This is a genomic window from Kineosporia succinea (assembly GCF_030811555.1).
Lineage (GTDB): Bacteria > Actinomycetota > Actinomycetes > Actinomycetales > Kineosporiaceae > Kineosporia > Kineosporia succinea.
Window position 1 is genome coordinate 1,451,292 of sequence record NZ_JAUSQZ010000001.1, and the last position, 25,078, is coordinate 1,476,369.

The 25,078-nt window shown below is 71.0% G+C and carries 24 protein-coding genes; 9 read left to right on the forward strand and 15 right to left on the reverse strand.

The features are described from left to right. Nucleotides 1–228 precede the first annotated feature (228 nt). From J2S57_RS06485 to J2S57_RS06495, 3 genes are all read right to left on the reverse strand, one after another. Nucleotides 229–1,035, reverse strand: a complete 807-nt coding sequence (locus tag J2S57_RS06485; RefSeq protein ID WP_307250998.1) for an aggregation-promoting factor C-terminal-like domain-containing protein — start codon at nucleotides 1,033–1,035, stop codon at nucleotides 229–231. Between the two features lie 445 nt (nucleotides 1,036–1,480). Next, entirely contained in the window at nucleotides 1,481–2,794 is a 1,314-nt protein-coding gene (gene phoH2, locus J2S57_RS06490) for an RNA 5'-3' helicase PhoH2 (protein WP_370882581.1), read from the reverse strand. Between the two features lie 431 nt (nucleotides 2,795–3,225). Beyond that, complete coding sequence (locus J2S57_RS06495; RefSeq protein WP_307239426.1) at nucleotides 3,226–3,993, reverse strand: isoprenyl transferase; 768 nt, start codon at nucleotides 3,991–3,993, stop codon at nucleotides 3,226–3,228. Nucleotides 3,994–4,196: 203 nt separating this feature from the next. Between J2S57_RS06495 and trhA the strand changes: the two genes are divergently transcribed. Further along, on the forward strand, nucleotides 4,197–4,991 hold the full coding sequence (gene trhA / locus J2S57_RS06500; protein ID WP_307239428.1) for a PAQR family membrane homeostasis protein TrhA: 795 nt from the start codon (nucleotides 4,197–4,199) through the stop codon (nucleotides 4,989–4,991). Here trhA and abmR read toward each other — a convergent pair. Then, a complete protein-coding gene (gene abmR, locus J2S57_RS06505; RefSeq protein WP_307239430.1) occupies nucleotides 4,981–5,487 on the reverse strand; it encodes an ATP-binding transcription factor AbmR in 507 nt (168 codons plus the stop codon). The two genes, trhA and abmR, sit on opposite strands and share 11 nt — an antisense overlap. A gap of 148 nt (nucleotides 5,488–5,635) precedes the next feature. Between abmR and J2S57_RS06510 the strand changes: the two genes are divergently transcribed. Further along, nucleotides 5,636–5,881, forward strand: coding sequence for a DUF397 domain-containing protein (locus J2S57_RS06510; RefSeq protein ID WP_307239431.1), 246 nt, complete (start codon nucleotides 5,636–5,638; stop codon nucleotides 5,879–5,881). An 87-nt stretch (nucleotides 5,882–5,968) separates the two neighbouring features. Here J2S57_RS06510 and J2S57_RS06515 read toward each other — a convergent pair whose 3' ends face one another. The 4 genes from J2S57_RS06515 to J2S57_RS06530 all read right to left on the reverse strand — a co-directional run bounded on the left by J2S57_RS06515 (nucleotide 5,969) and on the right by J2S57_RS06530 (nucleotide 11,696). After that, on the reverse strand, nucleotides 5,969–8,059 hold the full coding sequence (locus tag J2S57_RS06515) for a thioredoxin domain-containing protein (protein ID WP_307239433.1): 2,091 nt from the start codon (nucleotides 8,057–8,059) through the stop codon (nucleotides 5,969–5,971). Nucleotides 8,060–8,164: 105 nt separating this feature from the next. After that, nucleotides 8,165–9,076, reverse strand: coding sequence for a glycosyltransferase family 2 protein (locus J2S57_RS06520; RefSeq protein WP_307239434.1), 912 nt, complete (start codon nucleotides 9,074–9,076; stop codon nucleotides 8,165–8,167). A gap of 5 nt (nucleotides 9,077–9,081) precedes the next feature. Next, nucleotides 9,082–9,921 carry a CDP-alcohol phosphatidyltransferase family protein gene (locus J2S57_RS06525; RefSeq protein ID WP_307239436.1) on the reverse strand — a complete coding sequence of 280 codons (840 nt, stop codon included), beginning with the start codon at nucleotides 9,919–9,921 and terminating at the stop codon, nucleotides 9,082–9,084. Beyond that, complete coding sequence (locus J2S57_RS06530; RefSeq protein WP_307239438.1) at nucleotides 9,918–11,696, reverse strand: CDP-alcohol phosphatidyltransferase family protein; 1,779 nt, start codon at nucleotides 11,694–11,696, stop codon at nucleotides 9,918–9,920. The genes J2S57_RS06525 and J2S57_RS06530 overlap by 4 nt, the downstream gene beginning before the upstream one ends. Nucleotides 11,697–12,147: 451 nt before the next feature. Here J2S57_RS06530 and J2S57_RS06535 point away from each other — a divergent pair, with 451 nt between their 5' ends. Further along, nucleotides 12,148–13,605 (forward strand): CDP-glycerol glycerophosphotransferase family protein, encoded by a 1,458-nt coding sequence (locus J2S57_RS06535; RefSeq protein WP_307239441.1) that lies wholly within the window; start codon nucleotides 12,148–12,150, stop codon nucleotides 13,603–13,605. Nucleotides 13,606–13,618: 13 nt separating this feature from the next. Continuing rightward, complete coding sequence (locus tag J2S57_RS06540) at nucleotides 13,619–14,401, forward strand: glycerophosphodiester phosphodiesterase (protein WP_307239443.1); 783 nt, start codon at nucleotides 13,619–13,621, stop codon at nucleotides 14,399–14,401. On the opposite strand, the gene J2S57_RS06545 is transcribed toward J2S57_RS06540, so the two are convergent. Continuing rightward, nucleotides 14,369–14,644, reverse strand: a complete 276-nt coding sequence (locus J2S57_RS06545) for a hypothetical protein (RefSeq protein WP_307239445.1) — start codon at nucleotides 14,642–14,644, stop codon at nucleotides 14,369–14,371. The two genes, J2S57_RS06540 and J2S57_RS06545, sit on opposite strands and share 33 nt — an antisense overlap. Nucleotides 14,645–14,692: 48 nt before the next feature. After that, the gene (gene mca / locus J2S57_RS06550; protein WP_307239447.1) at nucleotides 14,693–15,577 is read right to left on the reverse strand and encodes a mycothiol conjugate amidase Mca; all 885 of its coding nucleotides are present in this window, start codon (nucleotides 15,575–15,577) and stop codon (nucleotides 14,693–14,695) included. 205 nt (nucleotides 15,578–15,782) lie between these two features. Between mca and J2S57_RS06555 the strand changes: the two genes are divergently transcribed. Next, nucleotides 15,783–16,199: a DUF4307 domain-containing protein gene (locus J2S57_RS06555; RefSeq protein ID WP_307239449.1), complete on the forward strand. Its 417-nt coding sequence runs from the start codon at nucleotides 15,783–15,785 to the stop codon at nucleotides 16,197–16,199. Nucleotides 16,200–16,387: 188 nt separating this feature from the next. Beyond that, nucleotides 16,388–16,879 carry a transcription elongation factor GreA gene (gene greA / locus J2S57_RS06560; RefSeq protein WP_307239450.1) on the forward strand — a complete coding sequence of 164 codons (492 nt, stop codon included), beginning with the start codon at nucleotides 16,388–16,390 and terminating at the stop codon, nucleotides 16,877–16,879. An 81-nt stretch (nucleotides 16,880–16,960) separates the two neighbouring features. Here greA and J2S57_RS06565 read toward each other — a convergent pair whose 3' ends face one another. From J2S57_RS06565 to J2S57_RS06575, 3 genes are all read right to left on the reverse strand, one after another. After that, the gene (locus tag J2S57_RS06565) at nucleotides 16,961–18,160 is read right to left on the reverse strand and encodes an AI-2E family transporter (protein ID WP_307251000.1); all 1,200 of its coding nucleotides are present in this window, start codon (nucleotides 18,158–18,160) and stop codon (nucleotides 16,961–16,963) included. Between the two features lie 65 nt (nucleotides 18,161–18,225). Beyond that, on the reverse strand, nucleotides 18,226–19,932 hold the full coding sequence (locus J2S57_RS06570) for a glutamate mutase L (protein ID WP_307239453.1): 1,707 nt from the start codon (nucleotides 19,930–19,932) through the stop codon (nucleotides 18,226–18,228). A 23-nt stretch (nucleotides 19,933–19,955) separates the two neighbouring features. Next, nucleotides 19,956–21,200: a cystathionine gamma-synthase gene (locus J2S57_RS06575; protein WP_307239455.1), complete on the reverse strand. Its 1,245-nt coding sequence runs from the start codon at nucleotides 21,198–21,200 to the stop codon at nucleotides 19,956–19,958. Nucleotides 21,201–21,340: 140 nt separating this feature from the next. Between J2S57_RS06575 and msrA the strand changes: the two genes are divergently transcribed. The 3 genes from msrA (at nucleotide 21,341) to J2S57_RS06590 (ending at nucleotide 23,025) form a co-directional block, all read left to right on the forward strand. After that, nucleotides 21,341–22,030 carry a peptide-methionine (S)-S-oxide reductase MsrA gene (gene msrA, locus J2S57_RS06580; protein ID WP_307239457.1) on the forward strand — a complete coding sequence of 230 codons (690 nt, stop codon included), beginning with the start codon at nucleotides 21,341–21,343 and terminating at the stop codon, nucleotides 22,028–22,030. Nucleotides 22,031–22,093: 63 nt separating this feature from the next. Continuing rightward, a complete protein-coding gene (locus J2S57_RS06585; protein WP_307239459.1) occupies nucleotides 22,094–22,507 on the forward strand; it encodes a RidA family protein in 414 nt (137 codons plus the stop codon). Next, a complete protein-coding gene (locus J2S57_RS06590) occupies nucleotides 22,504–23,025 on the forward strand; it encodes a DUF1990 family protein (protein WP_307239460.1) in 522 nt (173 codons plus the stop codon). Before J2S57_RS06585 ends, J2S57_RS06590 begins: the two co-directional genes overlap by 4 nt. 57 nt (nucleotides 23,026–23,082) lie before the next feature. Here the strand turns inward: J2S57_RS06590 and J2S57_RS06595 are convergent, their stop codons facing one another. Next, nucleotides 23,083–23,907: an undecaprenyl-diphosphate phosphatase gene (locus J2S57_RS06595; RefSeq protein ID WP_307239462.1), complete on the reverse strand. Its 825-nt coding sequence runs from the start codon at nucleotides 23,905–23,907 to the stop codon at nucleotides 23,083–23,085. 432 nt (nucleotides 23,908–24,339) lie between these two features. After that, on the reverse strand, nucleotides 24,340–25,059 hold the full coding sequence (locus J2S57_RS06600; RefSeq protein WP_307239464.1) for a Clp protease N-terminal domain-containing protein: 720 nt from the start codon (nucleotides 25,057–25,059) through the stop codon (nucleotides 24,340–24,342). Nucleotides 25,060–25,078 lie beyond the last annotated feature (19 nt).

A 25,078-nucleotide genomic window follows, 5' to 3' on the forward strand; every position in this document is an offset into this window, starting at 1 on the left:
TTTTCAGACCCAATGGTTGCCGTCACGGCGACTACCGTGGCGAATCGGAACGACGAGCACAAGTCTCCTGGTGAGGGTTAAGAAAGGTTTGACACCGAAAAGACGAATCAGTAGACGCAGGGTGACTCGGCCGTACACACGGTGATTTTTTATGATCTTGGACGAGTGTCCGGAAACACAGCGGCCCGGCCCCCCTCGCGGGAAACCGGGCCACCGAGAAGCAGGACCTCAGTACCAGCCGACCGACCGGCTGTGCGACCAGGCGCCGCACGGGCTGCCGTAGCGGTCGCTGATGTAGCGCAGGCCCCACTTGATCTGCGTCGTGGGGTTGGTGCGCCAGTCCTTGCCGGCGGCCTTCATCTTGCTGCCGGGCAGCGACTGCGGGATGCCGTAGGCGCCGGACGAGCGGTTGGTGGCCGTGTGCCGCCAGTTGCTCTCCTTCTCCCACAGCTTCACCAGGCAGGTGTACTGACCGGACTTCCAGCCACGGTCGGCCACCATCAGCTTGGCCACGGCCTTGGCCGTGCGCGGGCTGGTGCGGGAGGCCTGCGCCTTCGCGGCCGCCTGGCGCCGGGCGGCGGCCTTGCGCTCGGCCTCCTTCTTCGCCGCGGCCTTCTGGGCGGCGGCGACCTTGGCGGCGGCCTTGGCGGCCTTCGCCTTCACGGCCGCCGCGCGGGCGGCCGAGGCCTTGATGTCCTGGCTGGACTTCGCGCTGGCCGTGGTGAGGGCCGACGTCGCGAGAGCCGGGGCGGTGAGGGTGGAGACGGCGCCGCTGCTGCTCAGCGTGCTGCCGGTGAGAGTGATCCGGCCGGTCAGGTCCTGCTCGGCCGGGCGGACCGCGCCGTTCGCGGAGGTCTGTGCGTCACGGTCGGACTGCGGTGCGGTGGCGATCACGGTGCCGGTGACGGCGGTGAGGAGGACTGCCACCGAGAGGGAGCGCAGGGCGCTGGGAAGCACGTAGAGCCTTTCAACGGTGCGCCCCGGGTCACGGCGCATCTGCGTCACTCCGCTCCAGGGCCCGCCGGTACCCACCATCGGCACCGCGCTGACACCACGGGGGCCCGCGAGACCGGACCGCACCGGGTCCATCCGGTTGCGATGGGCCCTCGCCGCGATGAACGGCGGGTGCGGTCGTCACTCACAGGAGCGGGGTGCTGACTCACTCACCGTGCGGGACGGGGGCATCGGAATTCAAACGAATCACAGCCATGTGATTGCGTTGCGTCAAACTTCTTGGCCTTTCTATTACCCACCGTCGAAGGTTGTGAGGGTCGTCACCGGCATTTGGGTGAAGATCCGATCCCTAGTGCGACAGGCGATTACAGGCTTGAGGACGCTTTTGGTCACCGATTCCGGTTCCGTCACCGATGACGGTCGCGCCACGGATTCAGTGCCGATGCACCGCCACTTCGATAGCCCTGAGCAACCAAAACGAAAGGCCCGGCCGTTCCCGGCCGGGCCTTCCGGAACGATCAGCCGATCACGGAACGAAGTTCTCCAGCAGTTCCGTCACCAGGGCCGCCACCGGCGAGCGCTCCGAGCGGGTCAGCGTGACGTGGGCGAACAGCGGGTGCCCCTTGAGCGCCTCGATCACCGCCGCGACCCCGTCGTGCCGGCCGACCCGGAGGTTGTCGCGCTGGGCCACGTCGTGGGTCAGCACCACCCGGGAGTTCTGGCCGATCCGGGAGAGCACGGTCAGCAGCACGTTGCGCTCGAGCGACTGGGCCTCGTCGACGATCACGTAGGCGTCGTGCAGCGAGCGGCCCCGGATGTGGGTGAGCGGGAGCACCTCGAGCATGCCGCGCTCCATCACCTCCTCGACCACCTCGGGGGCGACCAGCGCGCCGAGGGTGTCGAAGACCGCCTGGGCCCAGGGGTTCATCTTCTCGGCCTCGTTGCCGGGCAGGTAGCCGAGGTCCTGCCCACCGACCGCGTAGAGGGGACGGAACACCATGATCTTGCGGTGCTGACGGCGCTCGAGCACGGCCTCCAGACCCGCGCACAGTGCCAGCGCCGACTTGCCGGTGCCGGCCCGGCCGCCCATCGAGACGATCCCGATCTCCGGGTCGAGCAGCAGATCGATCGCGATGCGCTGCTCGGCGCTCCGGCCGTGCACGCCGAACACCTCGCGGTCGCCGCGAACCAGCTTCACCCTCTTGTCGGGGGTGACCCGGCCCAGCGCGGAACCGTTGGGCGAGGCGATGACCAGCCCGGTGTGGCAGGGCAGTTCGGCCGCCTCGGGCACGTCCAGCGACTCACCGGCGTAGAGCAGGCCGACCTCGGAGGCGTCGAGCTTGAGCTCGTCCAGACCGGTCCAGCCGGAGTCGACGGCCAGCCCGGCCTGATACTCCTCGGCGGTCAGGCCGATCGCCGAGGCCTTGATCCGCATCGGCAGGTCCTTGCTGACCAACGTCACCGAGTGCCCCTCGGTGGCCAGGCTGCGGGCCACCGCGAGAATCCGGTTGTCGTTGTCCGCCCGCCGGAATCCGTCGGGCAGGACCGCGAGATCGGCGTGGTTGAGCTCCACCCTCAGCGTTCCGCCGGCGTCACCGATCGGCATCGGGGCATCCAGACGCCCGTGCCGGATCCGCAGATCGTCGAGGAGCCGCAGGGCCTGCCGCGCGAAGTAGCCGAGCTCGGGGTGGTTGCGCTTCCCCTCCAGCTCGGTGATCACGACGACAGGAAGGACGACCTCGTGCTCGGCGAAGCGGTGAATCGCCTTCGGGTCGGACAGCAGCACCGACGTGTCGAGCACGAACGTGCGGCCACCGGAATCGTTCTGGGCGGCAGGCACGTCTGTGGAGGCCTGGGTGAAACTCGCGGGCAATGCCACGGTGACTCCCCTCGCTGGAGGATGCTTAGCGCCCCGCCGGGCAACGACGTATTACCTGGCGGCAACTGACGCTACGCGGAGGTATAACGGTCGCTACCCGGACACCTTCACGTCAACCCACTGCACGTAAACGGATTTGACGGCCCACGTGACAAATCTGACGGGGACATCCGGCGCGACTTCGGGAACTCCGGCGCGGCCAGCAGGAATTCAGCCACGGGCAATTGACGATCGGTGATCGCCGATCACAGACCAATATCGTCGCTATCACGGCCAGGTTACGCGCGATTGAACATCCGGGTCCAGAATTCCGGCGTGGTTTTCAAAGGCCACCACCAACAAATGGTGGACGTGGTGGCCGGCGAGCGACCACCGCGTCCATCATGGTGGTTTCAGGCCCCGTAACGCCTCTCGCGCTGGGCGTACTGCCGCAGTGCGCGCAGGAAGTCGACCTTGCGGAAGTCGGGCCACAGCGCCTCGCAGAACGAGAACTCGCTGTGCGCGCTCTGCCAGAGCAGGAAGCCGGACAGGCGCTGCTCGCCCGAGGTGCGGATCACCAGGTCGGGATCGGGCTGGCCCTTGGTGTAGAGGTGCTCGGCGATGTGGTCGACGTCGAGAATCTCGGCGAGCTCCTCGATCGTGGTGCCGCGGGCCGCATGGTCGGACAGCAGCGAGCGCACCGCGTCGGCGATCTCGCGACGGCCGCCGTAGCCGATGGCGATGTTGACCATGCGCGGGCAGCCGACGGAACGGGTCTGCTCCTCGAGCTCCTTGAGCCGGCCGGAGGTGGCGGCGGGCAGCAGGTCGAGCGCGCCGACCGGATGCACCTGCCAGCGACCGGTGGCCGCGATCTCACCGGCGACACCCTCGGAGATCTGGAACAGCGCGGCCAGCTCCTCGGGCGAGCGCCCGGTGAGGTTGTCGGTGGACAGCAGCCACAGCGTGACGACCTCGACGCCGACCTGGTCGCACCAGCCGAGGAACTCGAGGATCTTGGCGGCGCCGGCCCGGTGGCCACCGCTGGCATCGAGCCCGGAGTTCTTCGCCCAGCGCCGGTTCCCGTCGAGGATGACCCCGATGTGCCGGGGAATCGCCTCGGGCGCCAGGCCCCTCATGACGTTGCGCTGATAGGCGCGGTAGACGAGCCGGCGCAGTCCCATGAACCTCACGTTAGCGCTGTCCGGTACCCGGGATGTAGCGAAGTGCCCGATCTTCAAGCAGACGGCGCACTCTCGCAACACGATAGTGACCTGGGTACCGGTCTCGCACGGTCCGGACGGCTCGGTCAAGGGGTCTGGGCCCACGAAATACCGAGTGGTTCACCCACCGCCGATTCCCAGGTGTCGCCGCTAGTCTCGGTGTGATGACGGAACCTCACGACCTGCTCCCGGGTCCCGACGACCGGGACGAGCGCAACCCCCGTACCGGCCTGCTCGGCGCGGGTCTCGAAGCCGGACGTGACCGCCTCGAGGCCGGTCGCGACCGCATCGAGGCCGGCGTCGAGAAGCTCGAGACCAAGCTCGACGGGCTGAAGCCGCGGCTGCGCGGCTGGCTGCACATGGGCACGTTCCCACTGGCGGTCCTGCTCGGCGCCACGCTGGTGATCCTCGCCCCCGACGACCGCACCCGGGTCTCCACCGCGATCTTCGCGGTGACCGCGTCCATGCTCTTCGGCGTCAGTGCCCTTTACCACCGCGGTGACTGGAGCCCTCGCACCGGCGCCGTGCTCAAGCGCATCGACCACGCCAACATCTTCCTGATCATCGCCGGCACCTACACGCCCTTCAGCGTGCTGCTGCTGCCCTCGGGCCCGGCCCGCACCCTGCTGTGGATCGTCTGGACCGGGGCCCTGCTCGGGGTGGCGTTCCGGGTGCTGTGGGTCGGCGCCCCGCGCTGGCTCTACGTGCCGGTCTACATCGCCCTCGGCTGGGTGGCCCTGGCCTACGTGCCGCAACTGCTGCACGGCGGTGGTGTGGCGGTGTTCGCGCTGATCGTGGCCGGCGGAGCGCTCTACACCATGGGCGGCGTGGTCTACGGCCTGAAGAAGCCGAACCCGAGCCCGCGCTGGTTCGGCTTCCACGAGGTGTTCCACGCGTTCACGGTGCTGGCGTTCATGGCGCACTCCACCGGCATCGGCATCGCCGCGTTCAGCTCGTAGGCCCGGCTTTTCGCACCTTCTCCACCTCTTCCATCGCGGTGCGCAGGTCGGTGAGCCAGGTGCTCGTGTTGTCACCGACCAGCCGCACGCACCAGGCCAGCGCGTGCGCCCGCGACCGGGCCACCCCGGCGTCGACCAGGGTGTCGAGCACCAGCCGCTCGGGCTGGCGCAGCCGGGTCATCACCGGCACCGCGAGGCTGGTGAACACCTCGGTCTCGTCTCCCGCCGTCACCGCCCAGGCCACCTTGCGCTCGAACCGGTGCTCGGCCTCGCGGGCGATCTGGATGCGCCGGTCGCGGGTGTCCTCCCGGAACCGGGCGATCGCGCCGGCGGTGGCCTCCTTGCGGGCCACCTCGTCGTCGGTGGGGGCGGGACCCGGGATCGTCAGCCGCACCAGGATCTCCTCGCGGTCGGTCGTGACCTCCGCCGCGGGCTCGTTCCACTCGGCCGGCAACCGGGCGCCGAACCATGCCTGCACTGCTCCTGCTTCATCCATGCATCGATGATTACTCGCTTACAGAGGCCTTGCAAGCGTGTAATCATTGTTCTTCCCTGAGCAGAGAACCGGCCCTGGCACGGCATCGGTGTCACGTGCCGTTCGCCGAACCGGTGATCGCGCGCAATCAGAGCGCTACCCTGTGCGCATGACCACACAGCGCAGCGGCAGGGTCACAGATCTGAGCGTTGTGATCGACCCGGCCACCACGACCTGGGTCGCCGGGCGTTCCCAGGAGGGGCTCGACGACCGCCTCGAGGTCGCCGTGCTCGAGCCCGGCAACCGCATCGCGGTCCGCGACGTCACGCAGCCGGTCGGCCCGGCCCTGGTGTTCTCCAGCGCCGAATGGCAGGGGTTGCTCGGCGGGCGGCCGAGTCTCGTCGACCTGCGTTAGATCGTCGACCTGCGTCCCGTCGCCGCGTCAGAGCCCGTTGGGCGCACCTCGGTCACCCGATCCCGGCAATCTCATGCGTCACAACGTCTAGATCTCTTCGGTCAGGCGGTTCTCGAGGTCCGCGATCGTGGTCGCGGGCAGCCGGCAGACGAAGTCCCGGCACACGAACGCCTGCGCCTCGCCGAACCGGCTCAGCGTGCGCCCGGCCAGCAGCGGCACCCCGGGCGAGTCCGGCCGGCCGGTACTGATCACCGCCCCCGGAGCCGATGACCGGAGCGCCGTCTCGTGCAGGCTCGCGCGCACCGGGTCTTCGTCCGGCCCCACGACCGCGATCTCGCGCGGTCCGTCGAGCCGGGCCACCGACACGGCCAGCGCCCAGCCGAAGGCCTGCGGCGCGTGCCCGCCGACCGCCCCGGCGGCGGCCAGACAGCGCTCGGCCGCAGCCCGCGCCCGGTGCGACCCGGTCAGCGCGGCGTACGACAGCAGGGCCCCCGCCGCCGCGGAAGCGCCTGAGGGGTAGGCGTTGTCGGTCGGGTCGGCCGGGCGGCGCAGCGCCAGCAGGGCCCGGTCGGTGGAGTCGCGCGCGGTGTCGTGCACCCCGTCCTCGTCGATGAACTGGCTCATCACCACCTCGAGCAGGTTGCCCGCGGTGGCCAGCCAGCGCACGTCCCCGGTGACGTTGTGCAGGGTGAGCAGGCCCTCGGCCAGGTCGCCGTAGTCCTCCAGCACACCGGCCGCATGACCGGGGTTGCCGTGACGACTGGCCCGGTACAGCCTCGGCACCACTCCCGACCCGTGAATGTGCACGCGCAGCACCAGATTCGCGATCTTCGCGGCCGCCGTCACCAGGTCGGGGCGGTTCAGCAGGGCGCCGGTCTCGGCCAGCGCGGCGATCGCCAGCCCGTTCCAGGCGGCCACCACCTTGTCGTCGCGGCCGGGCTGCGGCCGGGCCGTGCGCACCGCCCGCAGCTTCTCCCGGATGCCCTCCCAGCGAGCGGCCGTGAACGGGTCGGCCCACACGTCCTGCGCCAGCTGGGCCGTGGAGGTGCCGCGCTCGAACGTGCCCGGGCGCCCCACCCGCAGCAGCGCCGCGGCCCAGGCCCCGTCCTCCGGGCCGAGGTGGGTGAGCAGGTCCTCCGGCGTCCAGACGTAGGTGCGTCCCTCCTCGCCGTGCGACTCGCCGGTCTCCTCGTCGGTCACCGTGGTGTCCGCGTCGAGCGACGAGGCCAGCCCCTGCTCCTGCGTGAGCAGCGCCGACACCATCCAGTCGCAGGTCTCCAGCGCGATCCGCGAGCCCACCGCCTCACCGGTCAGCCGCCACCAGTGCAGGTACACCCGGGCCAGCTGGGCGTTGTCGTAGAGCATCTTCTCGAAGTGCGGCACCACCCAGGCGGCGTCCACGCAGTAGCGCGCGAAACCGCCCACCACCTGGTCGTACATGCCGCTGCGCGCCATCGCCCGCAGGGTGCGCCCGGCCAGGTCGCGGGCCGCCCGGCCGCCCGGGGTCCGCTCCTGGACGGTGGCGTAGCGGATCAGGAACTCCAGCACCATCGACGGCGGGAACTTGGGCGCACCGCCGAAACCGCCGTGCACCGGATCCTCCGAGGAGACCAGCTTCTGCAGGGCGCTGGTCAGGGTGTCCCAGTCCGGCGCCCCGCCCTCGGAACCGCTCGGGATCGCCTGGTCGGCCAGGGCCTTCGCGATCCGGTCGCCCGCCTCCTGCACCTCGCCCCGCCGCTGGTTCCAGGTGTTGGAGACCGCGGTGATCAGCTGGCGGAACGACGGGTGCTGACCGCGCGGCACCGGCGGGTAGTAGGTGCCCGCGTAGAACGGCCGCCCGTCGGGGGTGAGGAAGACCGTCATCGGCCAGCCGCCCTGACCGGTCAGCGCCTGGGTCGCGGCCATGTAGGTGGCATCCACGTCCGGGCGTTCCTCACGGTCCACCTTGACGTTGACGAACAGCTTGTTCATCAGGTCGGCGACCTCGGGGTCCTCGAAGGACTCGTGCGCCATGACGTGACACCAGTGGCAGGCGGCGTACCCGACCGAGAGCAGGATCGGCGCGTCCCGGCGGACGGCCTCCTCGAAGGCCGCCTCGCCCCACTGCCACCACTCGACCGGGTTGTCCTTGTGCTGCAGCAGGTACGGGCTGGTCGCGTACTCCAGTCGGTTCGCCACGTGGGCCAAGGTCTCACGCAGACGCGCCGTGCGCCGCCGGACACGCACCGTACGGAAACGAAAGAGGGGCGAATCCCGGATTCGCCCCTCTTCTCACGCTCCGGCTCAGATCACCGGCGGACGGCCTGCCCTGGTCATCCGCCAGATCGCCCTCCACCCCATCCGGCGGCGCGGGCCACCGTTCTGGGTGAGGCCCTGCCAGTAGCCCTTGAGCATCTCCGCGGCGTCGTCGCGGGCGCGCAGGCGCAGCGCCGAGATCGTGAACCAGACCCCGACGTAGATCACGCCGACCGGCATCGGCAGGTTGCGCCGCGCCAGCCAGACCCGGTTGCGGGCCGAGAACCGGTGGAACACGGCGTGCCGGGTCGGGGCGATCACCGGGTGGTTGACCACGAGCTCACCGTCGTAGCGCACCCGGTATCCCGCGTCCCACACCCGCCAGGCCAGCTCGATGCCCTCGTGGGCGTACCAGAACGGCGCCGGCCAGCCCTCGGTGGCGGTGAAGACGTCGCGGCGCAGGGCCACCCCGCCCTCCCAGATCGCGGCCACGTCGCTGCTGCGGTGCGGATCGCCGACGCGCAGGCGAGGCGTCCAGCGACGCGGCGAGGGCAGGCCGTCGGGATCGGCGACGCGGGGCTGGATCAGGCCGAGACTCGGCTCGTCGGTGAACTTCTGCGCGATCTGGGCGAGGATGTCGCGGCTCGGCAGGGAGGCGTCGTCGTCGAGGAAGAAGAGCAGCTCACCCTCGACGTAGGGCACACCGGCGTTGCGGCCGGCCGGGATGCCGAGGTTCTCGGGCAGTCCCACCCCGCGGGCGCCCGCGGGCAGGCCGACCGGCTCCCAGCCGTTGCCGACCACCACCACGTCGGTGACCACACCCCGCTGGGCCAGCACCGACTCCACCGCGCGGTTCAGGGCCTCGGGCCGCTTGCCCTGGCTCAGCAGCACCACGCCGTAGTGGGCCACCGGCAGTGGGCGCGTCGTCCTCGGCGCGCCCGGCACGTTCTGTTCCGTCACCGCGCTCACCGCAGCCGCGCCGAGGACAGGACCGCCGCGAGGTGCCCCACGACCGTGACGGAGACCGCCACGACCAGGGCCACCAGGAGCGCTCCCGTAGCGGTGTGGTTGCCTGCCACCAGATCGACGACGGCCGCCGCGAGAACCAGCAGCGACAGCTCCACCGAGTGGAAGACCCGATGGAACGGAAGCAGTTTCGCGATCCGGCGCAACGTGCGCACCGACCCTGCGGAGGGGACGCGGACCTGCTCCGCGTCTTTCATCGCCGTCATCCCGGCGTAGTGCCGTGACACGTGCACCAGGTCGTTCTCCACCTTGTTGAGGGCCACCAGCAGGGCCAGCAGCGCACCGAGGAACAGCGCCGGGTCGGCCAGCGAGGCGAGCAGCCCGGCCCACCACCCGGACCCGCCGTCGGTGACCGTGGGGCTCGACCCGAGGCCGCCTCCCGTGGCCACCCGCACGCCCAGCGCCAGCGCGATGCCGCACTCGGCCACGTAGTGCCCGACCCGGTCGAGGTAGACACCCACCGGTGAGGACGTGCCCCGCCACCGCGCGACCTCGCCGTCGGAGCAGTCGAGCAGCATCTGCAGCTGCACGAAGAACGCCGCGAGCAGCGCGCCCCAGATGCCCGACCAGGCGGTGGAGACGGCCGACAGCGCCGCCGCCCCGATCATCAGCCAGGTCACCTGGTTCGCCGACAGGCCCAGGGCCACCAGCGGACGGGTCAGGTAGGGCGAGATCTGCCGCAGGTAGGCGTGAGCCACCCAGTGCTCGGCGGCGGCCCGGCTGCGGACGTGCTCGGGCTGACCGACCCGTCGGAGCTCGGCGATGCTGGGCCCGCTCATCGCGCGACTCCGATCCATGACTTGAGAGAAGTTGCCACCGAGGCCACCGCGACCACGGAGGTGAGTGCCCAGAGCCCGCCCGTCACCCAGTCGTGGGTGTCGATGGGCATGAGGACACCGGGCAGGACGATCAGGACCAGGAAGGCGACCATCCGCAGATCGGCGCCGATCACCACCCAGGACTCGGTGGCCGCACCCTCGCGCACCCCGTAGGCCTGCAGGTAGTGGGCGACCGCGACGACCGCGACGAGCATCACCGCGGCGCCGTGCTCGGCCCCCACGCCGGTGCCCAGCAGATAGACCAGCGCCATCTCGACCACGGCCAGGGTGGGCGCGGCGATCACCGCCGCCCGGCCACGCAGCCGCTGCAGCGCGGCCCCGAGCCAGGGCCCGGTGTCGGCCGGCACCGCGGGACGCTGCGGTCCCCGCAGCGAACGGCCCCGCGCCGCGAGCGCCGCCAGCAGGTAGACCGCCGCGGCCAGACCGGCGGCGCACAGGGCGATCAGCGTGCCCTTCGGCGTCCAGAGGGCGGCGCCCAGCGAGATCAGCAGGAAGCGCTCGCCGATCGGGAAGTGCCCGATGCGCTTGAGCCAGCCGCCGACGCCGTGGGTGTCGGTGGAGGAGACGAAACCGCTCGGCGTGCGCAGGTTCCCGGCCGGGCCGCGCCAGCTCACCGGAGCCTCGACCACGGCGCCGGCGAGCTGGGCCCGGCGCAGCGACCAGGACAGGTCGGCCAGGCTGCGGAAGGTCTGCACCCCGATCGCCAGCGCGGCGAGCGGCCACAGGTCCTGATCGGCGCGCGCCCCGGCCAGGGCCAGCGCGAAGACGACGGCGAACTCCTTGATGCGGTCGGTGCCGGCGTCGAGCCAGGCGCCGAACCGGGAGAACCGGCGGCGGTAGCGGGCCAGCTCACCGTCGACGCAGTCGACGACCACGCAGAGCTGGAGCAGCAGGGCCCCGACCACGGCCAGGGGCCGGTCGCCGGTGGCGATCAGCCCGGCGGCGACCAGGCCGATGACGAACGAGAAGGCGGTGACCTGGTTGGGCGTGAGGCCCAGGCGCTCGGCCGGGCCGGTCAGCCGCCAGGACAGCTTGCGCAGCACGAAGGTGGAGAAGAAGCCGTCACCGCCGCGGGCCGCCTCGCGCAGCCGCACCCGGCGCTCGGGCACGGCGGCCAGGGCCAGTTCGGCGGCCGCGGCCTGAGCGGCGTCGGCCGGGCGGGCCCAGACGTAGCCACCGATCGGCACCGGGCGCAGGGTCACCCCGGCGCCGGGCAGGCGGGCGGCCAGGTCGAGCAGCAGGCTGCTGGGCGTGGCCGGGTCGAGCTCGTGCACCAGGCCGGCCGCGGCGGGTCGGTCGGCGGCGTCGATCCGGATCACGTCGAGGAGCTCGCGATGACCGCCGGACTCGTCACCCGCCAGCGCCCCCGAGTGCACCCGGGGGTCGTCGAGCACCGCGCCCAGCGCGGTGCCGTTGATCACCAGGTCGGCCGGGATCAGCGCCACCGGCCGGCGGGGCACGGCGTTGCGGCCGACCCCGGTGGGAGGCGTGCCGTCGTCGTAGACCGGGTGCCCGGGCGTGGGCTGGCCGGCCACCGCGGCGGCCAGGGTGGCGACCCCGGCCAGGCTGCTGACCGTGACCACCTGCTCGTCGGCGATCGTCACACCCTGTTCGGCCAGCGCCGTCCGCAGGGCCTGGACCCGCGACGGAACGTTCGGGCGAAGCTCCAGGAAAACGATGTCGAGGGGCTGGCCCGAAGATCCGGAAGTGCTCACCGGTCGGGGCTCCGGTATCGTCGAGGCCACGGACACCTCGTCACGCATGGTGACGGCAGTGCCGGTACGGTGCCGCAGCTCCGTCTTGGCCGAAAGCCCTCGCGCATCCACCCTCTGAGGTCCGTTCTGTCGGCTCGAGTCGAAGAACATTAGCACTGCGTTCATGTGCCGGCCCTCTTCGCGCTCAGTCTCGTTCCCTTGCGCGACAAGCACAAATGGCAACGGAGCGTCAGGTTCAGCCTGGCGGCCTGCCGGCCGATCTCACTCAGAGCCATCCGCCGAGGTGGCAGGGACGCGTGTAACGATCTGAACGCGAAAGAACGATCAGGCAAACGCGCAGATCTCCGGATGAGAACAAAGGCTCGGACGGCGCATATGCTCGGCGCCGGTCCCTCCCCCGTACGACCGATTCGCGAAAGGCACCAGACCCCCGATGGCGCTGCCTACCTCCGTGTCCCGCTTCCTCCGTTCGCCCAGCCCGGCCACGTTCGGCGCGCTGACGAACACGATCAACAACAAGCGGAGGTCGATGGGCCGGCGCAAGCCCACCCGGGGGCCGCGGCTGAACCGGGTGCCGGAGGGCCCCGCACCGGCCGCCGAGGTGGTCGTGTACTTCGCCGAGGACCGTCGCAAGATGTACCAGCTCGACCAGTGGCTGCCGGTTCTCGAGGAACTGCACCGCCGTCACCCGGTGGTCGTGGTGATGCGGTCGAAGGCCTCGTTCAACAACCTGAGCGAGCGCACCCCGCTGCCGACCGTCTACGTGCGGCGCCTGGCCGACGTGCTCGAGCTGTACGACGAGCTCGACCCCAAGGTCGCGATCTACGTCAACAACGGCGTCGCCAACTTCCAGTCGCTGGCCGTCGCCACGATGCTCCACGTGCACGTGAACCACGGTGAGAGCGACAAGGTCAGCATGGTCTCCAACCAGGCCAAGGCCTACGACCGGGTGTTCGTCGCGGGTGAGGCGGCCGAGCGCCGGCACGCCGCCGCGCTGATCAACTTCGACCACACCAAGCTGGTGCGCACCGGCCGCCCGCAGCTCGACCTGTCGTTCGAGACCGTGCTGGAGCCGTCCGACCGCAGGACCGTCATCTACGCCCCCACCTGGGAGGGCGAGAACGACTTCAACAACTACACCTCGGTCGACCGCTACGGCGCCGAGATCGTGCGCCAGCTGCTGGCTCTCGACGGTGTGCGCGTGGTCTACCGGCCGCACCCCCGGGTCGCGAGCAGCACCACGCTCGAGGTCGTGGGCGGGCACCGCGAGATCCTGGCGATGATCGAGAAGGCCGCCGAGGCCGAACCTCTCGCCGGTCACGCGACCGCCATGGAGGGCTCGATCCTGGCCCTGTTCCAGGAGTGCGACGCCATGGTCACCGACGTCTCGAGCGTCGGCCTGGACTTCCTCTACCTGCGCAACGACGCCCCGCTCTTCATCACCGACCGCCGCGACAACCCCACCCAGCTGGCCGTCGACGCCCCGATCAGCGGCGCCTCCGACGTCGTGAACAGCGACACCGTGGGCTCTTTCGGCACGGTGCTGGCCGACCGCCTGGCCCACGACTCGCGCCTGGCCGAGCGGATCGCGATGCGGCGCTTCTACTTCGGTGACATCGCGCCGGGTGAGAGCACGCAGCGCTTCCTCGACGCGGTCACCGAGGTGGCGGCGCAGCGCGACGAGATGGTCGCGCTGCTGCCGAACCGGCAGACGCACCCCTCGGCCGCGGCGGCGGCCTCCGGCGACGCGGTGGGCGACGTGACCCCGGCCGAGGCCTCGTCGGAATACGCCCAGCCCGAGGAGAATGTCGAGGAGATCGAGGTTCCCCAAGAGCTTCGGCCTGGAGCGGTGGCCCCAGCTGAGGTCGCCGAGGGTGCCCCGGTGACAGACGGAGCCGGCCGCCTCTGATCAGATGTCTGTCGTGAACAGCATCCCCGGGCCGTTCGGGCCAGGACTCGCGATCGCCTCGCACCGGGGCTTCGGCAAGAACGTCGAGGGCTGGCCGGAGAACTCGCTGCCCGCCTTCCAGGAGGCCCTGCGGCACGGGGTGCCGTGGCTCGAGGTCGACGTGCGCCGCACGCGCGACGGCGGGCTGTTCGTGCACCACTGGCCCAGCGTCGGGCTGGACGACGCCCGGTTCGTGTCCGACCTGACCACCGGCCAGGCCCGGGCCGCCGGGCTGCTCGCCCTCGACGACCTGCTCGAGGTGCTGCCCGACGGCGTCGGCGTGATCTTCGATGTGAAGACCGCCCTCGAAGACGCCCTGCTGAAGCCCTCGGAGGACACCACCGGGCTGCTGCTGCCGACGCTGGCCGCCGAGCACTCCCGCCGGCCGGTGGTGGTGACCTCGTTCGACCCGGCGTCGCTGCTGTTCGTCGGCCAGGCCCTGCCCGGGGTGCCTCGCGGGCTGATCACCTGGATCTCGTTCCCGCTGCGCAAGGCCGTGCCGGCCGCCGCGCGGCTGGGCGTCGAGGTGCTGTCGACGCACTGGAAGTCGTTCGGGGCCAACGGCACCGACTCGGCGCCGCACCACCGGCCGCCCGGCTACGCGATCGACATCGCGCACCGGGCGGGGCTGCAGGTGCTGGCCTGGTCACCGGGCCTGGGCCCGGCCGCGGACCTGGCCGCGGCCGGTGTCGACGCGCTGGTCGTCGACGACGTGCCGGGGGCTCTAGCCCTGGCTCGGGGTCTGAACCGTCCCTGACACCGGCGACGAGGCCTCGGGCGCCTGCGAAGCCTCGGCCGACGGGGAAGCCGAAGCCGCCTCGGCCCGCGCCTCCTCGTCGGCCTTGAACTTCACCCGGCGCATGCTGCGGGTCATGGCGCGGATGATCAGCACCGTGGCCACGGCCAGGCAGAAGATCGCCACGAACCCGGCGAACCCGGGCGAGACCGTGTCGGCGTCGGGCACCCGCACCGCGTCCGGCTTCGTCGTCGCAAGCGTCACGGCGACCAGCGTCGCTGAACCCATCACTGCACCAGCACCCAGTTCCGTCTAGACCTTCGCGCGGTCACGGATGCCGGCGAACAGGTCGTCCTCCGGAAGCTCCGTGTCGACCAGACTACGCGCCAGCTCGAAGTCGTCGGTCGGCCAGGTCTGGGCCTGCACCTCGTTCGGGATCGCGAAGAACCAGCCGTCCGGGTCGATCTGCGTGGCGTGGGCCCGCAACGCGGCGTCGCGGCGGTCCATCCAGCCGACGATGTTGACCTGGGTGGTGATCTTGCGCTCCGGCGGGGCGTCGGCCTGGTTCCGGCGTTCGAGCCACTCACCCATCGGCGACTCCTTGCCCATGGCCAGCAGCGCCTCGTGGAACGCCATCATCCGGGCGGTCGAGAAGCCCACGTCGTAGTAGAGCTTGAGCGGGCTCCAGGGCTCGCCGCTGTCGAGGTAGCGGGTCGGGTCGCCGGCCGCCTCGAAGGCCTCGACCGAGACCTTGTGGGTCATGATGTGGTCGGGGTGCGGATAGCCACCGAGCTCGTTGTAGGTGGTCATCACGTGCGGGCGGAACTCGCGCACCAGACGCACCAGCGGGGCCGAGGCCACCTCGAGCGGCTGCACGGCGAAGCAGCCCTCGGGCAGCGGCGGCAGCGGGTCGCCCTCGGGCAGGCCGGAGTCGACGAACCCGAGCCAGTGGTGGCGGATACCGAGCGCGGCCGCCGCGGCGGCCATCTCCTTGCGGCGCCGCTCGGGCAGGTCCCGCTCGATCTCGGGGTCGCCCTGCAGCTTCGGGTTGAGCACGTCGCCGCGCTCACCCCCGGTGCAGCTGACCACCAGGACGTCGACGCCCTCGTCCACGTAGCGGGCCATCGTGGCCGCGCCCTTGCTGGACTCGTCGTCGGGATGCGCGTGCACCGCCATGAGCCTGAGCTGCTCGGCCATGCCGGGTCCTCCTGGGGGTCAAGATGTCGTCACGATGCGCGTTCACATCGCCTGGGCGGATGCGGGCGCGCGACGGCGACTCCCCCACTGACGCGCGCAGCCGATCTGAGGGGACAATCATGTCGGACGCCCGGGCATTCCCGGACCACGACTGGCACGCCTGCGTGGCAGTGTCACGAACCGTAGCGATCAGAGGTAGAGACCCGTGACTTCCCCGGCCACCGAGCCCGTTCCTCACGACGCCCTGGCCGACCGGTACGGGCGCCGCCGCCGGGCCCCGCGCCGCGGGCTGGTGATCGGGGCGCTGGCCACGGCCGCGGTGCTCGTGCTGGGTTTCATCTTCTGGATCACCGTGATCGACCGCGACCAGGTCACCTGGCAGGACCACAGCTTCTCGGTGACCTCCCCGTCCGAGGTGGTGCTGACCTTCGACGTGCAACTGCACCGGGGCGCGACGTCGGCCGTGTGCTCGCTGCACGCGCTCAACTCGCTCAAGACCGAGGTGGGCCTGCGTGACGTCGAGGTGGCGGGCGACGACGACGGGCGGGTCCGGATGACCGTGACGCTCCCCACCAGTGAGGAGGCCACGGCGGGCGAGGTCGTTTCCTGTGTGGCCCGATAATGGCCGGGCAGACGCTCGCCGCTAACCGGTAGGGCCCCGTCAGGAATGGCGGCCCGGAACCGTTCGTCACACTCCGCCGTTGCACCCTGCACTTGCAGTCCGGGCTTTCTTGTTAAGCTCAAGGTTTCGTCCCGGACGCCGTCGCCGAAATAGCGCGACCTTTATGCGACCAGAAATGGAGATGCCCCGTGAGCGAGACCGGTGCTGCCGTCGCATGGCTGACCCAAGACGCCTATGACCGGTTGAAGAACGAGCTCGAGCATCTCTCGGGCCAGGGCCGCGTCGACATCGCCAAGACGATCGAGGCGGCCCGCGCCGAGGGCGATCTGAAGGAGAACGGCGGCTACCACGCGGCCAAGGACCAGCAGGGCAAGATGGAGGCCCGCATCCGCCAGCTGCGCCAGCTGCTCGAGACCGCGAAGGTCGGCGAGTCCACGGCCGACGAGGGTTCGGTGGCATCCGGCAGCGTCGTCCGCATCGACCTGGCCGGCGAGGAGATGACCTTCCTGCTCGGCAGCCGCGAGGTGGCCGGCGACACCGACCTCGACGTCTACAGCGAGAAGAGCCCGCTGGGCGCTGCGATCGTGGGTCACCAGGTGGGCGACACTACCTCGTACACCGCGCCGAACGGCCGCGAGATCAAGGTCAAGATCCTCGAGGCCAAGCCCTTCACCGGCTGATCCGGATTTTCTCACCGCCTACGGACGCGGCGGTCACCTTCGCGCGAAGGTGACCGCCGCGTCCGTCATTGACCGTTGTTCTCAGGCCCGCTCGGCCGCAGGGGTGTCCACGTCGCTCGCGGGTTCGGAATCCCCGTCGCGGGCCTCGTCGGCCAGCGGCCCGACCTCTTCCTCGCTGGGTTGCTCGTGCGGCTGGTCGGGGTCGCGGCCGGCCAGGTACTCGCCGATGACGTTCACCACCGCCACGAACGGCACCGCGAAGAGGGCGCCGATGATGCCCGCGAGCAGAACCCCGGCCGAGATCGCGATGATCACCGCCAGCGGGTGCACACGCACCGCCCGGCCGAGCAGGAACGGCTGCAGCACATGCGCTTCCAGCTGCTGCACGGCGATGACGATGCCGAGCATGATGACGGCCTTCCAGAACCCGACCGCCACCAGGGCCACCAGCACCGCCGCGGCGCCGGACACCAGCGCACCCACGATCGGCACGAAGGCGCCGATGAACACGACCATGCCCAGCGGGAACGCCAGCGGCACCCCGAGCACGGCCGCGCCGATGCCGACCCCCACCCCGTCGACGAAGGCGACGATGACGGTGGCGCGCACGTAGGCGGTCAGGGTCGCCCAGGCGCGCACGCCCGAACCGCGGACCTTGTCGCGGGTGGGCGCGGGAAACAGCCCGACCACCCACGACCACATCCGGTCGCCGCCGGAGAGGAAGAAGTAGGTCGCGAACAGCACGATGAAGATGCCGGTGAGCACGTGCCCCGCGGTGTTGGTGACTTCCAGCGCACCGGAGACGATCTCGCTGCCGCCGTTGCCCCGGATGCTCTCCTGGATGCTGGCGATGTAGTCGTTGAGCTGGTCGTTGGTCAGGTTCAGGGGGCTGTCGGCGAGCTGCTGCTGCAGTTCGGTGATGCCGTCGGCCGCGTCGTCGCGCAGCTCGTCGAACCCGCTCACCGCCTGCTGCCCGATCAGGGCCATCAGCCCGGCCACGAACACGATGGTGAGGAACACGGTGAGCAGCGCCGCGGCCGGGTTCGGCAGCCCGACCTTGTCGTCGTCGCGGGCCAGCGCCCGGTGCACGGGTTTCAGCAGCGCCGAGAGCATCAGCGCCACCAGCAGCGGCACGAAGATCACCTGGTACTGCGAGAAGATGCGCCAGAGCAGGTAGACCGTGCCCGCGATCAGCAACACCCGCCAGGCCCAGGCCGCGCTCACCCGCAGACCGTGCGGGAGTTCGGCCGGGCGCACCCGGGTCGGGTCGTCGTGCTCCATGCTCACCCTTCCCATATTGCCCCGTGTCGGGCGTTCAGCACGGTGACGCAGCACGTGTCGCGCCGTCACGGCCGTGTCGGCTTCACCTCGTGCTCGAGCATGTGCAGGCCGGCGTTCGCCAGTCGCTCCACCACCTCGGGCCGCGCGCGCCCGTGGAGCAGTCCAGCGGCGAAGAGCGTGTAGTGCACGTCGAGGGCGGTCTCGGCGTGCTCGGGCACGGCCCACCCGCCGGCGTGGTCGTCGAGAACCTGCTTGAGGACGCGTCGGCACACCTGTGCGTCGGCGTGCCGGAACACGCCTCCGCCGGCTACCAGAAGAGTGACGTCGCGCAGCGGGCGCGCCGGTGCCCCCGGGCGCCGGGGGCGGCCGTGCCGTCGCACGGCGACGGTGACGGCGAGACCGGCGAGGAGGACGTCGGCCTCCTGATCGGCTCGGCGGCCCGACTCCTGGGGCTCCCGGCCTGACTCCCGGCCTGACTCCCGGCCTGACTCCCGGCCCGGCACTCGGCCCGGCCCTCGGTCGGATTCCGGCCCGGCCTCTGGTTCTGCCTCTGGGCCGTCCTGTGCACCTGACGTGGCCCGCCGCTCCGCGTAAATCCTCAGCGCTGAGGCCTCTTCACTCCCCAGCAGCCCTTCGGCCACGGCCGCGTCCACCACCCCGACGGCCCCCGACCGCACACCGAGATCACCTTCGACCGTGCGCACCGACCGCCAGCCGCCCGACGCGCCGTCCGGCACGTCCCCCGTCCGGTCGTCCGGTCGGCCCACGGGCAGAACCGAGTACACGTCCGTGGTGGCGCCCCCGACGTCGACGAGCAGCAGCCCTCGCGGACCGGCGAGCGCCTCGACCCCGGTGAGCACCGCGTCGGGGGTGGGGGCGAGGACGAGCTGGCCGAAGGACCGTGCATTGATCTGCGAAGCCTTGCGGGACAGGCCCTTACCGCCGATGACGTGCCGCAGGAACGCCTCCCGGATGGCCTCGCGCGCGGGCCCGGGCTCGTAGTCACCGATGCGGGGCAGCACGTTGGCGGTGACGGTGACCGAGCGCCCGCGCCGGCGTAGTTCGTCGGCGGCGGCCTCGGACGCGTCACGATTGCCCGCCACGACCACCGGCACCGGCAGACGCGCGATGCCGATGCGGCGCGCGTTGTGCACGAGGACGTCGGCGTTGCCCCCGTCGGTGCCGCCGGTGAGCACGATCAGGTCGGGACGCGAGGCTCGCAGCTCGTCGACCTGCGCCCGGGTGAGCAGGCCGGAGCTCAGGTGCACGACCCGTCCGCCAGCCGAAAGTGCCACGCGCTGACCGGCTTCCGCCGTGACGAGGCGCTCGTGCCCGACCACCGCGAGCCGTAGCCCACCGCCCGCGCTGGAACAGGCCAGGATCTCGGCGGCAAGCACCTCGGCCCGACTGACCCGAGCCGCACCGCTCCCCGACCGCCCGGGTGCACCGCGCGGCCCCTCGCCCTCCGCACCGCCGCCCGAGCCGACCGAGCCGACCGAGCCGCCCGAGCCGCCCGAGCCGCCCGAGCGTGAGAACGCGTCGTGCGTGCCCTCATCGCCCGCACCGCCACCCGACCGCCCGGGTGCACCGCGCGTGCGCCGCTCACCGACGTCCGCCGCCAACTGCTCACGAGCGGCGGCCACCCCCACCATGACGTCGGGGAACGTGGTCGGGTGCTGGGACGTGCCCAGCACCCGACCGTCCGAGACATCGGCCAGCAGCGCCTTGGTGAAGGTCGATCCGACGTCGACGCAGAGCACCAGTTCGGCCATCGGCCCATGATCACACGTCGAGGTCAGCCCAGGGCCTGCTCCAGGTCGGCGACCAGGTCGGAGGCGTCTTCGAGGCCGGCCGAGATGCGCACCAGGTCGGCGGGCACCTCGAGCTCGGACCCGGCCACCGAGGCGTGGGTCATCTGGCCCGGGTGCTCGATCAGCGACTCGACCCCGCCGAGCGACTCGGCCAGCGTGAACACCTGGGTGCGGCGGCAGACCTCGAGCGCCGCCTCCTGCCCGCCCGCGACCTGGAACGACACCATGCCGCCGAAGCGACGCATCTGCTCGGTGGCCGCCTTGTGACCGGGGTGCTCGTCGATCGACGGGTAGAGCACCCGGGTGACCTTCGGGTGCTGGCGCAGCATCTCGACGATCTTCTCGGCGTTGTCGCAGTGCCGCTCCATGCGCACCGCGAGGGTCTTGAGACCGCGCTGCACCAGCCAGGAGTCGAACGGGCCGGGGATCGCACCCATCGAGTTCTGGTGGAAACCGACCCGCTCGACCGCACTTTCGCCGAGACCGGCGATGCCGTCCATCCAGGGGGCGAAGGCACCGTGGGACACCACCGCGGCGCCACCGACCACGTCGGAGTGACCCCCGGCGTACTTCGTGGTGGAGTGCACGACGATGTCGGCGCCCAGGCTCAGCGGCTGCTGCAGGTAGGGCGTGGCGAAGGTGTTGTCGACGACGAGCAGGGCACCGGCCGCGTGCGCGACGTCGGCCAGCGCGGCGATGTCGGAGACCGACAGCAGCGGGTTGGTCGGGGTCTCCACCCAGACCAGGCGGGTCTGGCCGGGACGGACGGCGGCGCGCACGGCATCGACGTCGACCAGCGAGGCGGGCGTGTGCTCGACCCCCCAGGGACCGGCCACCCGGGCCACGAGACGGTAGGTGCCGCCGTACGCGTCGTCGGGAATGACCATGTGGTCGCCCGGGCGCACCAGCGAGCGGATCAGCGCGTCTTCGGCGGCCAGCCCGGAGGCGAAGGCGAAACCCCGGGCCGAACCCTCGGGGGCCTCCAGCGCGGCCAGACAGTCTTCGAGCGCCGTGCGGGTCGGGTTGCCCGACCGCGAGTACTCGTATCCCACCCCGAGCCCCTGACGCAGGCCGCCGACGCCGTCCTGCGCGTAGGTGGAGGTCTGGTAGATCGGGGTGACGACAGCGCCGGTGGCGGGGTCGGGCTCGGACCCCACGTGGATGGCCCGGGTCGAGAACCCGGCCGTTGACCAGCGGGATTCCGCGGACTTCGAGTTCGGCTCGTTCACGGCGACCAAGCTACTACCGGGCGCCGACAGTTCTGACCGCCCCGGCGGTCGGCTCCGGGAACGGATCGGGACCAGACGTGGTTGTGCACAGCGGATGCGGGAGGAGATCGTCCCGCCCGGAAGGACCTGAGGAGGACCGGATGATTTTCGGCAGCAGGCTGAAGAGCACGATGGTGGAGCAGGACAAGGCGCTGCCGGGCCGCGACAGCCGCCCGTTCACCGTGCCGGCCGGCCATGCCGTTCTCGGTACCCCGCTCGAGGGCCCCTGGCCCGAGGGCACCCAGGTGGTCTACGTGGCCATGGGCTGTTTCTGGGGCGCGGAGAAGACGTTCTGGCAGACGCCGGGCGTCGTCACGACGGCCGTCGGTTACCAGGGTGGCTACACCCGGAACCCGACGTACGAGGAGACCTGCTCCAGCCAGACCGGCCACACCGAGGCCGTGCTCGTCGCCTACGACCCGGCCAAGGTCAGCATCAACGACCTGCTGAAGACGTTCTGGGAGTCGCACGACCCGACCCAGGGCTACCGTCAGGGCAACGACCTCGGCACGCAGTACCGCTCGGCGTTCTACTGGACCACCGACGAGCAGCGTGAGGCCTACGAGGCCAGCCGCACGACCTACCAGGCGGCCCTGGACAAGGCGGGCTTCGGCGCGATCACCACCGAGGCGCGGTCCGCGCACGACGCGGGCACCTTCTGGTACGCCGAGGACTACCACCAGCAGTACCTCTACAAGAACCCCAACGGTTACTGCCCCGACCACGGCACGGGCGTCGCCTGCCCGATCGGCGTCGGCGTGCTCTACGGAACGGGCGTCAAGGCCGAGTAGCCCCACCGGGACCCCCGTATATTCGGGTGCGGGGGTTCCACCCGGTGAGTGAGGGTAGGCAGCATGGATGCCATCACCTTCGTCCGGCCGGCCGAGCTGGCTCCGGATGTTCCCTACGCCTACGCCTCCGTGGTCGACAGGGGCCGGCTGATCTTCACCGCGGGCGCCTGCCCGATCGACCAGCACGATCAGATCGTCGCCCCGGGCGACGTGGCCGCCCAGACCGCGCAGGTCATGGCCAACCTCACGGCGGCCCTGGCCGCGAGCGGCGCCGGGCTCTCCGACGTCCTGAAAACCACCGTGTACGTGGCCTCCTCGCGACGCGAAGACCTGGTCGCGGCCTGGGACGTGGTGCACGACGCGTTCGGTGATCACGACGCGCCCAGCACCCTGCTGGGCGTCAGCGTCCTGGGCTACGAGCACCAGCTGGTCGAGGTGGAGGCCGTCGCCGCCGTGGACCCGCCCTCACCGCGATGACCTTCGCCCTGCGCCCCGATCTCGACCGGGCACTGGCCGCGGCCCGGCGCCTCCAGCCCGGCGGGCCCGCGACCTGGCTCGAGCGACCGCCCCCGCACGCGCAACGTTTCCACCGCGAGGTCCGTCTGCCCGGAACGGTCGCGGACTACCGCGGCACCCTGTTCGGCTGGGAGATCCACCGCGGCGCGGGCCTTCGGATCGCGGCCACCGGTGACGCCGCCCTGGGCGCGACCGTCGTGCTCGGCATCCGCCTGGGCCCGGTGTGGGCGATGGCGCCGTGCCGGGTGGTGGACGTGACCGACACCGACGGGTGTGCCGCCTTCACCTACGCCGCGCTGCCCGGCCACCCGGAGGCGGGGGCCGAGCGCTTCGCCTACGTCGCGGACGGCGACGGGGTGCGTTTCGAGCTCAGCGCCGTGAGCCGCGAGGCCTTCTGGGGCAGCCGGCTGCTTCCCGTCGTGGCCCGGAAGGTGCAGCGGCGCACCACCGATCGCTACCTCGCGGCCGCCCGGCCCTGACCACAGTGCCAAAACACGAAGGGCCGCCCCGGAGGGCGGCCCTTCGCGGAACACCGATCAGGTGGCCGAGATCAGACCCAGGCTGAGCGCGCCGAGCAGGACCAGGCCCAGCACGATGCGGTACACGACGAAGACGTAGACGCTGTGGCGCTCCACGAACTTCAGCAGCCAGGCGATGATCGCGTAGCCGACCACGAAGGCGACGATCGTGGCGATCGCCATCTGCAGACCGCTCACGTCGCTGTCGCCCGCCGTCACGTCCGGCAGGCTGAACAGGCCGGAGGCCACGACCGCGGGGATGGCCAGCAGGAACGAGTAGCGCACGGCCACACCGCGCTTGAGACCGAGGGCCAGACCGGCCGTGATCGTGCCGCCGGAGCGGGAGACGCCCGGGATCAGCGCCATGGCCTGGGCGAAGCCGAGGATGATGCCGTCCTTGACGGTCAGGCTCTCCTGCTCGCGGTACTGCGGGCCGAACTTCTCGGCCAGACCGAGCACGATGCCGAAGATCACCAGCATGCTGGAGACCAGCCAGAGGTTTCGCGCGGGCTCCTTGATCGCGTCCTCGAAGAGCAGGCCGAGCACACCGATCGGGATGGTGCCCAGGATGACCAGCCAGGCCATCCGGTAGTCGAAGGTCTGGCGCACCTCGGCGTCGACGAACCCCTTGCACCAGGTGATGAAGAGGTTCCAGATGTCCTTGGCGAAGTAGATGAGGACGGCCGCCTCGGTGCCCAGCTGGGTCACCGCGGTGAACGCCGCGCCGGCGTCGCGGTTGAAGAACACCTCGGACACGATCCGCAGGTGCCCCGAGGACGAGATCGGGAGGAACTCGGTCAGCCCCTGCACCAGACCGAGAACGATGACCTCAAGCCAGCTCACGGCGGTCAAACCCCTTCGTTGCGGCGCCCGGGGAACACCTTCTGAGTGACGATGCCGCGGTCTGCCTGCGCGAGGTCCCCGGCTGCGCCGCCGGAGACCGATGTCGTGGTTGCGCGCCGAAAGCCCCGCAAGAGGGACGGGCGCCCGCCGACCATACACGTCCGGACGGATCGTCAGGCAAACTCGCCGATACCCCGAAAACCCGCGCGAGACGGTCGGCATCGTGCAACGAGTCCGCCCCCGCACCAGTTCCGGGCCGAGGCGAAAAAGGCCGAAAACGATGGACGACGAACAGCTTGCATCCTCTCCGCTCCGCCCCGTGAGGGGATTCACCCATCGGCGTCGGCCGAACGGAGGAGCCGCCCGGCGTCGGCCGGGCGGCTCATCGGTGCCGGATCGTGATCGATTTCTAATCGGACGCCCGCCGTGAGGTCACGGCGTGAGCTCGGCCAGGATCCGGTCGATGTCGGCCTCGAGCCTCTCGGTCGAGGCGCCGAGCGACGCCAGCACCCCCCGCCCGTCCTCGTACTCGGCGAGCGCCAGGAGGATGTGCTCGGTGCCGACGTGGGCGTGCCCCTTGCGCAGTGCCGTGCGCATGGTCAGCTCGAGCACCTTCTTGGACGCCCCGTCGAAGGGGATGAGAGCGGGCACCTCGCCACCACCGGCGGGCAGGGTCGCGGTGGCCGCCTCGACCAGCGCCTCGACGGCGACGCCCTGCGCCGCGAGTGCCCTCAGGGCCAGCGTGTCCGGGACGTGAGCCAGCCCCAGGATCAGGTGGGCGGGCGCGACCTGGACGTTTCCGGCGCGCTGGGCGGCGGTGTGCGCGTGGGCCACGGCGGTGCGGGCGCGGGGCGTGAAGCGACTGAAGCCGTCCTGCGTGTCGACCGGCTCGCTGTCGCCCTTGGGCACGAAGCGCTTCTGCGCGGCCTGCTTGCTCACGCCGAGGCTGCGGCCGATGTCGGCCCACGAGGCGCCGGAACGCCGGGCCTCGTCGACGAAGTGCCCGATCAGGTGGTCGGCCACCTCGCCGAGGTAGTCACCGACCACGACCGCGCCGGTCAGCTGCTCGAGCGGCTCGGTGTGGGTCTTCTTGATGCCCTGGATCAGGTCGTCCAGGCGCACGCTCTGGGTCGTCGAACTGGAATCCGTCATGCGTCAACCATAGGTTGAC

What these genes read in the sequence shown, in the direction of transcription:
- J2S57_RS06485 (WP_307250998.1), bottom strand. Translation starts at nt 1,035, where the DNA reads ATGGTGGGTACCGGCGGGCCCTGGAGCGGAGTGACGCAGATGCGCCGT.
- J2S57_RS06495 (WP_307239426.1), bottom strand. Translation starts at nt 3,993, where the DNA reads ATGGGACTGCGCCGGCTCGTCTACCGCGCCTATCAGCGCAACGTCATG.
- trhA (WP_307239428.1), top strand. Translation starts at nt 4,197, where the DNA reads ATGACGGAACCTCACGACCTGCTCCCGGGTCCCGACGACCGGGACGAG.
- abmR (WP_307239430.1), bottom strand. Translation starts at nt 5,487, where the DNA reads ATGGATGAAGCAGGAGCAGTGCAGGCATGGTTCGGCGCCCGGTTGCCG.
- J2S57_RS06510 (WP_307239431.1), top strand. Translation starts at nt 5,636, where the DNA reads ATGACCACACAGCGCAGCGGCAGGGTCACAGATCTGAGCGTTGTGATC.
- J2S57_RS06525 (WP_307239436.1), bottom strand. Translation starts at nt 9,921, where the DNA reads ATGAGCGGGCCCAGCATCGCCGAGCTCCGACGGGTCGGTCAGCCCGAG.
- mca (WP_307239447.1), bottom strand. Translation starts at nt 15,577, where the DNA reads ATGGCCGAGCAGCTCAGGCTCATGGCGGTGCACGCGCATCCCGACGAC.
- J2S57_RS06565 (WP_307251000.1), bottom strand. Translation starts at nt 18,160, where the DNA reads ATGGAGCACGACGACCCGACCCGGGTGCGCCCGGCCGAACTCCCGCAC.
- J2S57_RS06570 (WP_307239453.1), bottom strand. Translation starts at nt 19,932, where the DNA reads ATGGCCGAACTGGTGCTCTGCGTCGACGTCGGATCGACCTTCACCAAG.
- msrA (WP_307239457.1), top strand. Translation starts at nt 21,341, where the DNA reads ATGATTTTCGGCAGCAGGCTGAAGAGCACGATGGTGGAGCAGGACAAG.
- J2S57_RS06585 (WP_307239459.1), top strand. Translation starts at nt 22,094, where the DNA reads ATGGATGCCATCACCTTCGTCCGGCCGGCCGAGCTGGCTCCGGATGTT.
- J2S57_RS06590 (WP_307239460.1), top strand. Translation starts at nt 22,504, where the DNA reads ATGACCTTCGCCCTGCGCCCCGATCTCGACCGGGCACTGGCCGCGGCC.
- J2S57_RS06600 (WP_307239464.1), bottom strand. Translation starts at nt 25,059, where the DNA reads ATGACGGATTCCAGTTCGACGACCCAGAGCGTGCGCCTGGACGACCTG.